This window comes from Pseudomonas sp. FW305-E2 (assembly GCF_058782925.1).
The window spans coordinates 36,995-49,862 of record NZ_JBYSYE010000026.1 but is presented as its reverse complement, the minus strand read 5'-3'; the positions used below and the strand labels follow the sequence as shown (position 1 = coordinate 49,862).

11 protein-coding genes are annotated in these 12,868 nt (G+C 64.7%); 2 read left to right on the top strand and 9 right to left on the bottom strand.

Features of this window, described 5'->3' with window-relative positions:
• Positions 1-33: 33 nt before the first annotated feature.
• From AC3WLP_RS18525 to AC3WLP_RS18505, 5 genes are read right to left on the bottom strand one after another with little or no spacing between them, the layout of a single operon-like run.
• The gene (locus AC3WLP_RS18525; RefSeq protein ID WP_014753993.1) at positions 34-1,218 is read right to left on the bottom strand and encodes an acetyl-CoA C-acyltransferase; all 1,185 of its coding nucleotides are present in this window, start codon (positions 1,216-1,218) and stop codon (positions 34-36) included.
• Positions 1,215-1,667 carry an acyl-CoA thioesterase gene (locus AC3WLP_RS18520; RefSeq protein WP_088513122.1) on the bottom strand — a complete coding sequence of 151 codons (453 nt, stop codon included), beginning with the start codon at positions 1,665-1,667 and terminating at the stop codon, positions 1,215-1,217. Before AC3WLP_RS18520 ends, AC3WLP_RS18525 begins: the two co-directional genes overlap by 4 nt.
• Positions 1,667-2,830 (bottom strand): iron-containing alcohol dehydrogenase, encoded by a 1,164-nt coding sequence (locus tag AC3WLP_RS18515; RefSeq protein WP_088513121.1) that lies wholly within the window; start codon positions 2,828-2,830, stop codon positions 1,667-1,669. Before AC3WLP_RS18515 ends, AC3WLP_RS18520 begins: the two co-directional genes overlap by 1 nt.
• Before the next feature lie 33 nt (positions 2,831-2,863).
• The gene (locus AC3WLP_RS18510; RefSeq protein WP_088513120.1) at positions 2,864-4,639 is read right to left on the bottom strand and encodes an acyl-CoA dehydrogenase C-terminal domain-containing protein; all 1,776 of its coding nucleotides are present in this window, start codon (positions 4,637-4,639) and stop codon (positions 2,864-2,866) included.
• Positions 4,636-5,874 carry a 3-hydroxyacyl-CoA dehydrogenase gene (locus AC3WLP_RS18505; RefSeq protein ID WP_088513119.1) on the bottom strand — a complete coding sequence of 413 codons (1,239 nt, stop codon included), beginning with the start codon at positions 5,872-5,874 and terminating at the stop codon, positions 4,636-4,638. Before AC3WLP_RS18505 ends, AC3WLP_RS18510 begins: the two co-directional genes overlap by 4 nt.
• An 85-nt stretch (positions 5,875-5,959) precedes the next feature.
• On the opposite strand from AC3WLP_RS18505, the gene AC3WLP_RS18500 reads away from it, so the two are divergent.
• Both AC3WLP_RS18500 and AC3WLP_RS18495 read left to right on the top strand, forming a co-directional pair.
• Positions 5,960-6,883, top strand: coding sequence for a LysR family transcriptional regulator (locus tag AC3WLP_RS18500; RefSeq protein WP_088513118.1), 924 nt, complete (start codon positions 5,960-5,962; stop codon positions 6,881-6,883).
• Positions 6,884-6,984: 101 nt separating this feature from the next.
• Positions 6,985-8,946: an alkyl/aryl-sulfatase gene (locus tag AC3WLP_RS18495; protein WP_088513117.1), complete on the top strand. Its 1,962-nt coding sequence runs from the start codon at positions 6,985-6,987 to the stop codon at positions 8,944-8,946.
• Positions 8,947-8,974: 28 nt separating this feature from the next.
• Here AC3WLP_RS18495 and AC3WLP_RS18490 read toward each other — a convergent pair whose 3' ends face one another.
• Genes AC3WLP_RS18490 through AC3WLP_RS18475 form a run of 4 tightly spaced genes read right to left on the bottom strand, consistent with a single transcriptional unit; the run spans position 8,975 to position 12,833 of the window.
• Positions 8,975-9,268 (bottom strand): DUF202 domain-containing protein, encoded by a 294-nt coding sequence (locus AC3WLP_RS18490; protein ID WP_014754000.1) that lies wholly within the window; start codon positions 9,266-9,268, stop codon positions 8,975-8,977.
• The gene (locus AC3WLP_RS18485) at positions 9,261-9,647 is read right to left on the bottom strand and encodes a YidH family protein (RefSeq protein WP_003247256.1); all 387 of its coding nucleotides are present in this window, start codon (positions 9,645-9,647) and stop codon (positions 9,261-9,263) included. The genes AC3WLP_RS18490 and AC3WLP_RS18485 overlap by 8 nt, the downstream gene beginning before the upstream one ends.
• Positions 9,647-10,957, bottom strand: a complete 1,311-nt coding sequence (locus AC3WLP_RS18480) for a DUF1329 domain-containing protein (protein WP_017147819.1) — start codon at positions 10,955-10,957, stop codon at positions 9,647-9,649. Before AC3WLP_RS18480 ends, AC3WLP_RS18485 begins: the two co-directional genes overlap by 1 nt.
• Before the next feature lie 22 nt (positions 10,958-10,979).
• Entirely contained in the window at positions 10,980-12,833 is a 1,854-nt protein-coding gene (locus AC3WLP_RS18475; protein ID WP_017147820.1) for a DUF1302 domain-containing protein, read from the bottom strand.
• Positions 12,834-12,868 lie beyond the last annotated feature (35 nt).

The window sequence follows — 12,868 nt, the reverse complement described above, 5'->3', positions numbered from 1 at the left end:
GGTCAGCGCCATGGGCTGGCCTTGGATACCGGCCTAAAGCACTTCGAACAGGCCTGCTGCGCCCATGCCGCCGCCCACGCACATCGTCACGACCACGTACTTCACCTTACGTCGCTTGCCCTCCAGCAAGGCATGGCCGACCATCCGCGCGCCGCTCATGCCGTAGGGGTGGCCGATAGCAATGGCGCCGCCATTGACGTTCAGTTTCGCCGGGTCGATCTGCAACTGCTGGGCGCAATACAGCACCTGGCAGGCAAACGCCTCGTTCAGCTCCCATAGCCCGATATCGTCTACCGTCAGGCCCTGTTGGCGCAGTAGCTTGGGCACCGCCAATACCGGGCCGATGCCCATTTCCTCGGGGGCAAGGCCAGCCACGGCGATACCGCGGTAAAGCCCCAGGGCTGCGATGCCCGAGCGCGCCGCCAGCGCGCCCTCCATCAGCACGCAGGCACTGGCGCCATCGGACAACTGACTGGCATTGCCGGCCGTGACACAACCGCCTTCGACCACGGGCTTGAGCCCCTGTAGATCGGCCAGGGTCGTCGCCGGTCGGTTCCCTTCGTCCTGGATCAGGCGCACCTCTTCATGGCTGACAACACCTGTCAGCTTGTCCACCACCTTCTTGCGTGCGGTGACCGGCACGATTTCAGCGGCGAACAACCCTGCCGCCTGCGCCGCCGCCGTGCGCTGCTGAGACTGCAGGGCGTAGACATCCTGTGCTTCGCGGCTTATGCCATAACGCCGGGCCACCCGTTCGGCCGTTTGCAACATCGGCATGTAGGCGTGCTCGCTCATGCGCAGCACTGCGGGGTCGTAAGCCTCACTGGCCAGCTGGTTGTGCACCTGCTGCACCAGGCTGATCTGCTCCTGGCCTGCGCCAATGGTCACTTGCATGCCATCAACCATGATCTGCTTCGCCGCCGTGGCAATGGCCATCAGGCCTGAAGCGCACTGGCGGTCGACGGTCTGACCGCTGACCGTTTGGGGCAGGCCGGCGGCCAGCGCCGACAGCCGACCCGGGTTGATCGCGGCAGTGCCGCTCTGCATGGCAGTCCCCAGCACCAGGTCATCGACCTGCGCCGGTTCGATACCGGCACGTTCTACCGCGGCGCGGATAGCGACAGCCGTCATGCTGGGGGTTTTCAGGTCGTTGAAGGCGCCACGCATGGCTTTGCCGATAGGGGTGCGAGCAGTGGCGACGATCACGGCGTCTTTCATGATGGCTGTTCCTCAGGGGATAGGGGCTGCAGTTCGCTCAACACGCGCCGCAGGCAGTCAGGTACCGGCACCGGGCGCCGCCCTTCGCGGTCGACGAATACATGGACGAAGCGGCCGGTGGCGCAGGCCAATGGCTGACCGGCAAGGAACACAGCCAACTGATAGTGCACCGAGGTGTTGCCCAACCGGCCCACCACTAGGCCCACTTCGATGTCATGCGGGAAGGCCACCGGCGCCTGGTAGTCGCAGGCGGAGCTGACCACCAGCGCGATCACCCTCCCCTGGTCGATATCCAACCCGCCCTCCCGCACCAGCAGGCGGTTTACGGCGCTGTCGAAAAAGCTGTAATAGACCACATTGTTCACGTGGCCATAGACATCGTTGTCGTGCCACCGGGTGGTTATAGGCGTGAAGTGCCGATAGTGTTCACGTTGCCGGATGTCGCTCATCAGTAGGCTGCCTCATAGATGGCCAGCGCATCGGCCTGGGTGACTTCACGCGGGTTATTGACCAAAAGGCGCTGCTGTTGCATCGCGTCTTCGGCCAGCTGGCCAAGCCGATGACGCGGTACATCGGCGTCGCGCAGGCGGTCCGGTAACCCGCAGCGGCTACCTAGCGCGGCCAGCTCGGCCACGAATTGTTCTGCCTGCTGGCGCTGATCACCGGGCTGCAAACGGGCCCCCAGCAGCGGCACGGCCAGTTCGGCGTAGTCCACTGCCGCCACCGGCAGGTTGAAGCGCAGCACATGCGGCAACACCAGCGCGTTGGCCAGGCCATGGGGAACATGAAAGTGCCCACCCAGCGGATAGGCCAGGGCATGCACCGCCGCCACCGGTGCATTGGCAAAGGCCTGGCCGGCCAGGCAAGCCCCCAGCAGCATGGCCTGGCGGGCCTGCAGGTTGCCGCCATTGTGCACAGCCTGGTCAAGGTTATCCGCCAGCAGCCGCAGCGCCTCACGGGCCAGCAGACTGGACAGCGGGTTACGTTTGAGGCGGCTGGTATAGGCTTCGATGGCATGTACCATGGCGTCGATACCGGTAGCAGCCGTCACCGCCGATGGCAGGCCGAGGGTACAGACGGCGTCGAGCACTGCCAGGTCTGGCAACAGCAGCGGCGAAACAATGCCCATCTTGGTGGTGGCACCGGTGGTGACGATGGCGATCGGCGTCACCTCCGAACCGGTACCTGCCGTGGTGGGCACCTGGATCAACGGCAGCCGGCGGCCCTTGGCCCTGTCGATGCCGTACAGCTCGGCGATGGGCTGCGAACAGTCGCGGTGGGCCAGCAGCGCAACCAGCTTGGCCACATCCATCGAGCTGCCGCCGCCGAACCCCACCACCAGGTCGGCGCCGATATGCCGGGCGCGCTGGGCGGCCGCCAGCACGCATGCCTCGCTAGGGTCGGCCGTAACCTCACTGAAGATCGCCACACCGACCTTGGCTGCCGTGAACCCCGGCAGCAGGTCATCAAGCATGCCAAGGCGGGCGATACCCGGGTCACTGACGATCAATACACGCTTGGCACCGCGTTCACGGCACAGACCTGCAAGGCGCTGCACCGCGCCGGGTTCGCAGAGGATCTGCGCAGTGGTGGCAAAGCTGAAAGGCTGCATCGCACTCTCCTTGTTCGTGTGGTTTGCCGTGCGCTAGAACGCGAAATCGCTCGCCGGTAGCGCCATCAGGCAGTCCGCGCCACCCAGCAGGGCCTCGCGGTGAGCAGTGGCGCGGGGCAGGAGCCGCCGCCAGTAGAACGTCGCGGCGTCAAGCTTGGCCCTGTAGAAGGCTGTTTCCGCGCTGCCGGCGGAAAGCGTCGCTTCAGCGCACACCGCCGCTTGCAACCACATCGCCGCCAACAGCACGTAGGCCGAGTAGGCAAGAAAATCAACCGACACTGCCCCTGACTCCTGGGGGTCGCGTTGACAGGCCTCGACCACATGGGCGGCCAGGACGCGCCATTCCTCCAAACGTTGCCCCACGGCCGTCGCCATGGCCTGCAGGCCGTCGCGCGCATTGGCAGCCCTGACGTGCGGCGCCATTTCGTCGATCAGCAGATTGAGCTCGGCCCCGCCGTCCCCCAGGACCTTGCGGCGTATCAGGTCGAGGGCCTGTATGCCGTTGGTGCCTTCATAAAGCTGGGTGATGCGGCTATCGCGCATCAACTGCTCCATCCCCCACTCGCGGATGTAGCCGTGACCGCCGTACACCTGCACCCCAAGACTGGCGACTTCCTGACCGACGTCGGTGAAGAACGCCTTGACGATAGGGATCAGCAACGCCGCCCGCCGAGCTGCGGCCTGGCGCGCCGGTGCACTTTTCGCAGCATGCTCCAGGTCCAGTTGCCGAGCGGTGTAGATGCCCAGCATGCGACAGCCCTCGGTAAGGGTCTTCTGGGTCAGCAGCATGCGCCGCACGTCTGGATGGACGATGATCGGATCGGCAGGCTTTTCCGCTGCCACCGGCCCGGCAAGCGAGCGCGACTGCAGACGCTCCCGGGCATAGGCCAGCCCTCCCTGAAAAGCGGCCTCGGCAATACCAAGCCCCTGCAGGCCGACCTGGAAGCGGGCATCGTTCATCATGGTGAACATGCAGGCCAGGCCCTGGTTGGCCTCCCCCACCAGCCAGCCCTGGGCACCGTCGAAGTTCATCACGCAGGTCGATGCCCCCTTGATGCCCATCTTGTGCTCCAGCGCCCCACAGCCCAGCGCATTGCGCTCGCCACCGGGCAACAGCTTGGGCACCAGGAACAGGCTGATGCCCCTGACACCGGCCGGCGCATCAGGCAAGCGCGCGAGTACCAGATGAACGATGTTGTCGGTCAGGTCCTGCTCGCCACCACTGATGAATATCTTGCTGCCGGTAATGCGATAGCTGCCGTCCGCTTCCGGCTGGGCGCGGGTACGCAGCAACGCCAGGTCGGTGCCGGCCTGCGGCTCGGTCAGGCACATGGTGCCGGCCCACTCGCCACTGACCATACGGCTCAGGTAGGCCTGCTTGAGTGGCTCGCTGCCATGGCGATGCAACGCCAGGACCGCGCCCTCGGTCAGGCCGGAGTAGATGCGGAACGACAACGACGCTGCCATCAGCATTTCATGGAAGCTGGCCGATGCCATCTGCGGCAAACCCTGGCCACCGTAGGCCTGCGGCCCGGTCATACTGGCCCAGCCATGTTCGACGTATTGCCGATAGGCGTCCCGCATGCCGTCCGGGGTGGTGACCTCGCCGCCCACCCACTGGCAGCCCTGTTCGTCACTGTTGCGATTGAGTGGTGCGATGATTTGGCCAGTGAAGCGTGCGGCCTCCTCAAGGATGCCGTCGAGGGTGTCGCGGTCCAGTTCGATACCGAGTTGCTGGCAATGTCCGCTCAGGTCGAACAGTTCATGCAGCACGAAACGCATGTCACGAAGGGGCGCCTGGTAGTTCATGCCTGAACCTCCCCGCGCGGTTCGAAACGCTTGCCACCGGCCACGAGTGAGTAGAGCAGCCCTGCCGGGCGCCAATGCTCGCCAAGCACGCCCTGCAGGTATTCCAGCCGGGCCAGGATAAACGGCGCCCCCTGCTCGTCAGCCCAGCGCATGGGCCCGCCAGTGGCAGCCGGGAAGCCATAGCCGTGGAGCCAGACCCGGTCGATGTCGCTGCTGCTGGCGGCGATACCTTCCTGGAGAACCTTCGCCCCTTCGTTGACCAGTGCCAGCAGGCACCGTTCGAGGATTTCCTCGGCACTGATGCCCCGACGTCGGTAGCCAAGGTTCTGAGACACCTGCAGCACCAACGCGTCGACCTGCGGGTCATGCTCGGCCTGCCGGCTGCCGGGGACATAGCGGTAATAGCCCTGCCCGGTCTTCTGCCCAAGGCGGCCGAGCTCGCACAGCGCATTATCGACCTGCACCAGCGGGTCGTGCATGCCTTGCCCGGCCAACTGCCGGGCGCGCCACTCCAGGTCGATGCCCACCACGTCGTACATGCGGAACGGCCCCATGGCGAAGCCGAACTGCTGCAGTACCGCATCCACCTGATGTGGCAACGCCCCTTCAAGCAGCAACTTGCGCGCTTCGCCCACATAGCTGCGCAACATGCGATTGCCAATGAAACCAGGGCAGTTGCCTGCCACTATCGCCACCTTGCCCATGCGCTCGCCCAGCGCTTTGGCGGCATCGAGCACCTTCTGATCGGTGTGCGTCCCACGCACGATTTCGAGCAGCTTCATGACATGCGCAGGGCTGAAGAAGTGCAGCCCCAGGACCTGGGACGGCCGCTGGGTGACGGCGGCAATCGCGTCGATGTCCAGCGCCGAGGTGTTGCTGGCCAGGATCGCACGTGGCTTGAGGTGTGCATCCAGTGCACGGAAGATTTCCTGCTTGAGCGCCAGGTTTTCATACACCGCTTCAATCACCAGGTCGGCCTCCGCCAACGCCGGATAGCCGTCCACTGCCTGCACACGCGCCAGGCAAGCTTCGGCCTGGGCCGGGGTGATGCGCTGCTTATCCACCTGCTGGGCCCAGGCCTGGCTGACCATGCCCAGCCCGGCTTCGAGCGCTGCCGCGTTGCAGTCCAGCCACAGCACCGACAGCCCGGCGTTGGCCAGGCTGATGACGATGCCGCGGCCCATGGTGCCTGCACCTATCACAGCCACCTGATTGATCGGGAAGGGAGTATTCACGCGCAACGCTCCTGCTTTTCTTGTAGGTATGAGGACTGTGATCACCCTAAGCAGGCTGAAGGTATTTTTGAAATTTCCATTTCGTATGCCATATATTTTCAGCATGAATATTTCGAACTTCGACCTGAACCTGCTGCGCGTCTTCGACATGTTGCTGCGTGAACAGAACGTATCGCGGGCAGCCGAGCGTCTGGCCCTCACCCAGCCGACCGTGAGCAATGCCCTGGCGCGCCTGCGTGACCAGCTGGGCGACCCGCTGCTGGTCCGCGTGGGCCGGCGCATGCGCCCGACGCCACGGGCCTTGGCACTGGAGGGGCCAATACGTGCGGCGTTACAGCAGATCGAGCAGACGTTGGGCACCGGCGATGGCTTCGAGCCTCAGCGCAGCCATCGCCAGTTGCGCATCGCCCTCACCGATTTCGTCGAACAGCTGTGCATGCCGCCACTCCTGGCGCGGCTGGAGCTACTGGCACCCAACGTGCGCATCGACGTGGTGCACCTGGCCCCCAACCTGCCGGCCGAGGCGCTGGACCGGGGCGACCTCGACCTGGTACTGGGCCGTTTCGACGAGGTGCCGGCGCGCTTCACCCGCCACCCCTGGCGCCGTGAAACCCTGCAGATCGCGCTGCGCCAGCAGCACCCGCACCTGGTGCCGGGCCAGGCACTGGACCTCGACGCGTTCCTGGGTTTGCGGCACATCTGGGTGCACGGCGGCCAGACCCGGGGCATGGTCGACCAGTGGCTGGCCGAGCAAGGCCTGACCCGGCAAATCGCCTATACCACGCCCAACTACCTGCAGGCCGCCCATCTGGCCGCAGCCACCGACATGTGTGTGGTGCTGCCGCGGCAACTGGCCCAGCAGTTCGCGTATCTGCTGCCCTTGGCGGTGCACGAACTGCCTTTTGCCCTGGAGCCTTTCGAACTGGAACTGGTACACCTGAGCCACCGTCAGCACGACCCCGCCCTGGCCTGGCTGGTCGAACAGATCCTCACGCTCCCCCCCGCCTGAAGCCATCAGGAAACGCGATAGCGGCCATGCCGCTCTGGTATTGGCTGGTGCGCAAGCCCCTCCCCTAGAGTGTTCTGCCTCAAGAACAACAAGGAAATCCCATGCGCTTTTCACTGTCGATGCTGGCGCTTGCCCTGCTGGCCCCCCTTCCGAGCCTGGCCGCAACAGCGGCCAAGGATGCCACCGCGGCCACCCTGGCCAGCAACCAGCAGTGGCTGCAACGGTTGCCTTTCGAGGATCGCGTCGATTACGAAACAGCCCGGCGTGGGCTGGTCGAGCGGTTTGACGGGCCAGTCGCGACAGCCGATGGCAAGACCGTGTGGAACCTGGCCCAGTATGCTTTTCTGGAACCGGCGCAATCCCCTGCCACGGTAAACCCGAGCTTGTGGCGCATCGCTCAGTTGAACAACATCGCCGGGCTGTTCAAGGTCACCGAGGGCATCTACCAGCTTCGCGGTCTGGACCTGGCCAACATGACCATCGTCGAAGGGAAGGACGGGCTGATTGTGCTTGACCCGCTGCTTGCCGTGGAGACTGCCAAGGCGGGCCTCGAACTGTACTTCAAGCACCGCCCGCGCAAGCCGGTGACCACGGTGATCTACACCCACCCGCACGTCGACCATTTCGGCGGCGTTCGCGGGGTGATCAACGAGGCGGACGTCAAGGCTGGCAAAGTCCAGATCATCGCGCCCGAGGGGTTCTTCGAACATGCCATCGGCGAAAACGTGCTGGCCGGACCGGCCATGAAACGCCGCGCCCAGTACATGTACGGCGCCCCCCTGCCCCGTGGGCCGCGAGGCCAGGTGGATGCCGGACTGGGCAAGGGCGTGCCGGCCAATGCCACTGTCAGCCTCATCGCGCCGACGCTCGAAATCAGCCAACCGCTGCAACGCATGACCCTCAGCGGCGTGGAGGTGGAATTCCAGCTGACCCCGGGCACCGAGGCGCCGGCGGAAATGAACATTTATTTCCCGGCGCTCAGGGCACTGTGCATGGCCGAGAACGCCACCCATGTGCAGCACAACGTACTGACGCTGCGCGGGGCCCTGGTGCGCGATCCGAAAGTGTGGGCCCATTACCTGGACCAATCGCTGGCGCACTATGGCGACCAGGCCGAGGTGGTGTTCGCCCAGCATCACTGGCCCACTTGGGGTGGTGCGGCCATCCGCGACTACCTGGCCGACCAGCGCGATATGTATGCCTTCATCGACAGCCAGACCTTGCGCCTGATCAATCAGGGCCAGACGCCCATGGAAATTGCCCAGACCCTGGCCAGCCTGCCGCCGCGCCTGGCAAGCAAATGGTACAGCCGCGACTACTACGGCTCGCTCAGCCATAACGTCAGGGCCGTCTATCAACGCTATATGGGGTTCTACGACGGCAACCCGGCCAACCTCGACCCATTGCCACCGCAAGCGGCCGGCAAGCGTTACGTGGCGGCGATGGGAGGTGCCGATCAGGTGCTGACCCAGGCCCGCCAGGCCTTCGCCGAGGGCGACTATCGCTGGGTGGCGCAATTGGTCAACCACCTGGTATTCGCCGAGCCAGACAACACCGAGGCCCGCGAACTGCAGGCCGACGCGCTGGAGCAACTGGGTTACCAGAGTGAGAACGCCACCTGGCGCAATGCCTACCTCAGTGGCGCGCAGGAATTGCGCTCAGGCGTTGCCACCGGTGCGGGTAGCGGCGGCAACGCCGATGACATGGTGCGGGCCCTGACACCCAGCCTGTTTTTCGACTACCTGGGCGTGCGGGTGAATGCCTACAAGGCTGCCGATAGCGACCTGACCATCAACTGGCGGTTTTCCGACCTGGGCGAAGACTACGCGCTCACCCTGCGCAACGGCGTCCTCACCCACCGCGACCTGGCGCGCCACGCCAAGGCCGATGTAGAGGTGACCATGCGCAAGCAGACGCTGGACAGCATTGCCTTGAAGCAGACAGGCTTTCTCAAGGAAGCCACAGCAGGGGCAATCGACATCAAAGGCGAGCGGGTAAAGTTCCTGCAATTCATGGGCGGGCTGGAAGAGGCTGATTCACGCTTCAATATCGTCACGCCCTGAGCGGCAGCGGGCGGCGCCGGCACTGCGCTCAGCCGCCCTTCGCCAACCGGCACAAGCCTGCCAATGCCATGAGCCACACCACGCTACCCAGTGCCAGCACTCCCCACGGCGCAGGCTGGCCGCGTTCGGCCTGCAACATCGCCAGGCCCCGTTCGTAACGCCGCCCCTGGCGGGTCAGCAGCGCCAGCGCGGCCACGCCCGCCAATGCCAGCACGTACACATCGCCCTGACGACAGGCCAACCCCGCCACCGCCATCAGCGCCAGCACAGTGCGCCGCCAGGCCAACTCGGTGCGTTCTGCCTGCAGGCCCGGATCACCCATGCCAGCGTGGCCACAGGACGAGACCTGCCAGCAGTACAGCGACCAGGCAGCCCAGCGCCAACAAGGGCACCAGTGCCGGCAACGGCAATGGACGTCGATGACGCAATGCCCGCTCTACCCGCAGCCAGCGCAGGCAGGCGCCCGCGCTCAGCAATGCGCTCAGCAGCATCAGGCCAGCGACCAGCCACAGCCGCAGGGGTGTCTCGAGGACGTGGCCGGCGAAGGTTTCAATGGCGATAGCGCCACCCAGCAGCGCCAGCGCGGTGCGAATCCAGGCCAGGAAAGTACGTTCGTTGGCCAGGGTGAAGCGCGGATCAGGCGCTTCACCCTGGCCCAACAGCCGCCGCGACCAGTCAGGCCGTGGTTCAGGCACGCCCATCAGCGCACACCAAAGCTGCGCAGGGCGCCGGGCGAGAAGTACGAAAGGCTGGTGCGCACATTGAAGGCAAAGGGCCGACGCTGCTCGTTGATCAAGCCCGATGCATGGTAGCGGCCACTCTTGAGGTCGTAGGTGACCTCCATGGCGTTGACCGCCACCTGGCCGCCGGGGTGAAAGAAACCATGGGCCTGTGAGGTGCGCCACAGCTCGCCACGTGCGTCGTAGCTGTCTGTTTCGAGAATGGCCCAGGTGTCTTCATCCAGGTAGAACCGGCGCTTGGCGTAGATATGCTGCGCCCCGGGCTTCAACGTCGCCTCCACGACCCATACCCGGTGCAGTTCGTAGCGGGTTGGTGCCGGGTCGATGTGACCTGGCTTGATCAGGTCCGCATAGCGCAGCTCAGGCGATGCCAAGCGGTAGCTGTTGTAGGGCACGTGCAGCGTCTGCTTGCCCAGCAGCTTCCAGTCGTACCGGTCTGGCGCGCCATTGAACATGTCGCGGCTGTCGGCGGTCCGCAGGCCGGCGGTGCCTGGGCCGGTGGTGTCATAGGCGATGTTCGGCGCCCGCCGTACCCGGCGCTGGCTGGCACTGTACACCCAGGACAAGCGCGGCTCGGCGACCTGGTCCAGTGTCTCATGCACCACCATCGCATCGCCGGCAAGCCGCGAGGGCGCCGTCATGCGGTAGGTGAAGTAATAAAGTACATTGCCCGCCCCCAGGCTGGCCAAGCCTTCAGGCCGGGCCACTTCCTGACGCGCGCTCATCAGCACGAAGCGGCCATTCTTCAGCGGCGTGACGCTGTCGGAGCTCAGGCTGTAGCTCTCGTTGCGATGCCGGGTCAGGTGGTTCCAGATCACCTCCAGGCCGTTGGTTGGCCGCGGAAAGGCGATGACGCCAGTGAAACCTCGCACACCGTTGCCCTGGTCATCCAGCTGCGCCTGCTCGGCGTTGCGGGCGGCCGATGCCGCGACCGCGTCGGGTACCGCAACACTGCGGTGGGTGGGATACACCGGCAAGCTGAGGCTGGCTGGGAAGCGTTTGAGCAAGGCCACCTGGCCGTCGGTAAGCTGACCTCGGTACTGCCGGTAGTTGGCGGCCGTGATCCGGTACAGAGGCTGCTCATCGGCAAACGGATCCAGCGGCGTGCCGTTGTCGCCCAGGCGTTGCTGGGCTGTACTCAACCCACCTTGCCAGGCCGGGATGCGCCCGTCGGGGCTGGCAGCACGCTCGGCTCCCACCGGGGTCAGGTTGTCGGGCAGGCCGGCTGCTGCCAGCGTGCCACTCGCCCAGAACAGGCCGATCATCACCATACGCATTTTCATTGTCATGCCCTCAGAAAGTGACGCCCAGGCTCAGCGAGATGAAGTCCCGGTCGCCGCGGGTGCCATAGTCGCCGTCGATAAAGTCGGTGTACGACACACTCAGGCTGTAGGTGCTGGCGAGCGTCGCATCCAACCCGACACTGATGGCCCTGGAGCCTTCGCTGAACGCCGACCCCTCCACCGGGCCGGTGCCGTGCACGTCATGTGCCCAGGACAGGTTCGGCCGCAGGTCGAAACCGGCAATCACGTTGGGGTAGGCCCAGGTGGCACGCAGCCGGTAGCCCCAGGAAAACGGGGTCATGAAGCCTTCGTCGTTGCAATGCTCAGGGGTTTTGGAAATGGCCACGCACACGCTGTTGTCCGCCAGTTCGCCGCTGTTGAACGTGCCCGAGCGCCCGTAACGGGGGCCATAGGCGCCCTCCAGACCGCCCACGTAGGTGGCGCCAGCCTCGCCTATCAACAGCAACTGGTTGGCCCCCATCACCTGGCTGAAAGCGTGAACAGCGGTTACCTGCAACTGGGTCATCTCTTTACGGCGGTAGCCGTCGAACAGCGTACTGGCGCTGTCTGGCCGCAGGCCGTCACCCAGCAAGGGCGAGCGGCCATCGACGTTCAACAACGACTGGATGATGTCGGTACCGTTGAGCTGCATGGGCATGTTCGGCCGGTAGCTCAGCTCCCCCTGCAGCGCCGTGCCGGTGCGCAGGGTAGTGGAGAACGAAAGGCCGTAGAGGCGAATGTCCTCGGGGTATTGCACCCGGTACTGCGAGGTGCCCAGGCGTAGCGCGCCGACCAGCGACTGGCCTGCGCTGGAACCCAGAAAAGCGGCACAGTCTGCAAGCCCGATAGCGAGGTTGGCGCACAACTGCGGGGCGAAACGGCGGTTGTCGAAATACGGGCTGCTGACCGTACCCAGGTAAGGCGTGCGGCTGTGGTAGTTCGCCGCGTAAGCACCAAACTCGGTGTCCAGCGCCGCCACGTACCAGCGCAGCGAAACGCCCCACTGCCCGCTGTTGCGGGCATCCTGGTCGCTGCCGCGAGGTATGCGCACGCCTTCGCGGGTGAGGTTCACACCGAACGGCGCAAGCCCGGTCACGGCTGTGGGGTTGCCGAGCAATTTGGCGCCCACGTCCAGGCCATCACACCCATCGGGCAAAAAGTCGTTGTTCGAAAAGAACGTGCCGCAGTTGTCGAGCTGGGTCTGTTCCCAGTCCAGCTGATAGAAACCGTCGACCGACAGCGCTTCGGTAAGGTTCTGGGTGAAGTAGAACAGGTTCACCGGCACCAGCGCGTCCTTCACTTCCGAGCCGGGGCGGCGCAAGGCCGCCAGGTTGAAGGGGTTGATGACGTTCAGTCCGCCCTGGATGAAGGTGCTCTCACCCCAGTTGACCACCTGCTTGCCCAACCTGAGCGAGCCCGGCTGGCCGTCGATGTCATACAGGTAGTAACCGAAGGCATCGAGCAGCTGGCTACCTGCGGTCTTGGCCGAACGCTTGCGGTTATTGTCATCGACCTGCTTGAAGCGCTGATCGTGATCACGCAGGGCCGTGTCGTACCAGTAGGTACCGCGAAGGAACACCCCCAGGTTATCGTGCTTGAGCTCCAGGTCATGGGTGCCTTTGAACACCGCTGAAAACACATCGCCAGAGGCAAAGTTCAGGCGGCCGTCATCGCTGTTGGCGCTGTTGTGCAGGGCCGGGTCAGGGTTGGCAGTCGCAAGGCTGGTACCAAAGGAAAGCGCCGAGTCGAATTGCCCCTCAAGTTCACCCCAGTGAAACTGAGCGGCACAGGCAGACGCAGAAAAAAGTACTGATGAGGCAAGTACCGACAACGGTCCCGAGCGACCGAAAATACGAGATGCCATCACTCTTAACCTCTTATTGTGTTTATTAGAGAGTG

Coding starts and splice junctions, on each gene's coding strand:
- AC3WLP_RS18515 (WP_088513121.1), bottom strand. CDS start 2,830: ATGCAGCCTTTCAGCTTTGCCACCACTGCGCAGATCCTCTGCGAACCC.
- AC3WLP_RS18500 (WP_088513118.1), top strand. CDS start 5,960: ATGCCATATATTTTCAGCATGAATATTTCGAACTTCGACCTGAACCTG.
- AC3WLP_RS18495 (WP_088513117.1), top strand. CDS start 6,985: ATGCGCTTTTCACTGTCGATGCTGGCGCTTGCCCTGCTGGCCCCCCTT.
- AC3WLP_RS18525 (WP_014753993.1), bottom strand. CDS start 1,218: ATGAAAGACGCCGTGATCGTCGCCACTGCTCGCACCCCTATCGGCAAA.
- AC3WLP_RS18475 (WP_017147820.1), bottom strand. CDS start 12,833: ATGGCATCTCGTATTTTCGGTCGCTCGGGACCGTTGTCGGTACTTGCC.
- AC3WLP_RS18510 (WP_088513120.1), bottom strand. CDS start 4,639: ATGAACTACCAGGCGCCCCTTCGTGACATGCGTTTCGTGCTGCATGAA.
- AC3WLP_RS18485 (WP_003247256.1), bottom strand. CDS start 9,647: ATGGGCGTGCCTGAACCACGGCCTGACTGGTCGCGGCGGCTGTTGGGC.
- AC3WLP_RS18480 (WP_017147819.1), bottom strand. CDS start 10,957: ATGGTGATGATCGGCCTGTTCTGGGCGAGTGGCACGCTGGCAGCAGCC.
- AC3WLP_RS18490 (WP_014754000.1), bottom strand. CDS start 9,268: ATGGGTGATCCGGGCCTGCAGGCAGAACGCACCGAGTTGGCCTGGCGG.
- AC3WLP_RS18520 (WP_088513122.1), bottom strand. CDS start 1,667: ATGAGCGACATCCGGCAACGTGAACACTATCGGCACTTCACGCCTATA.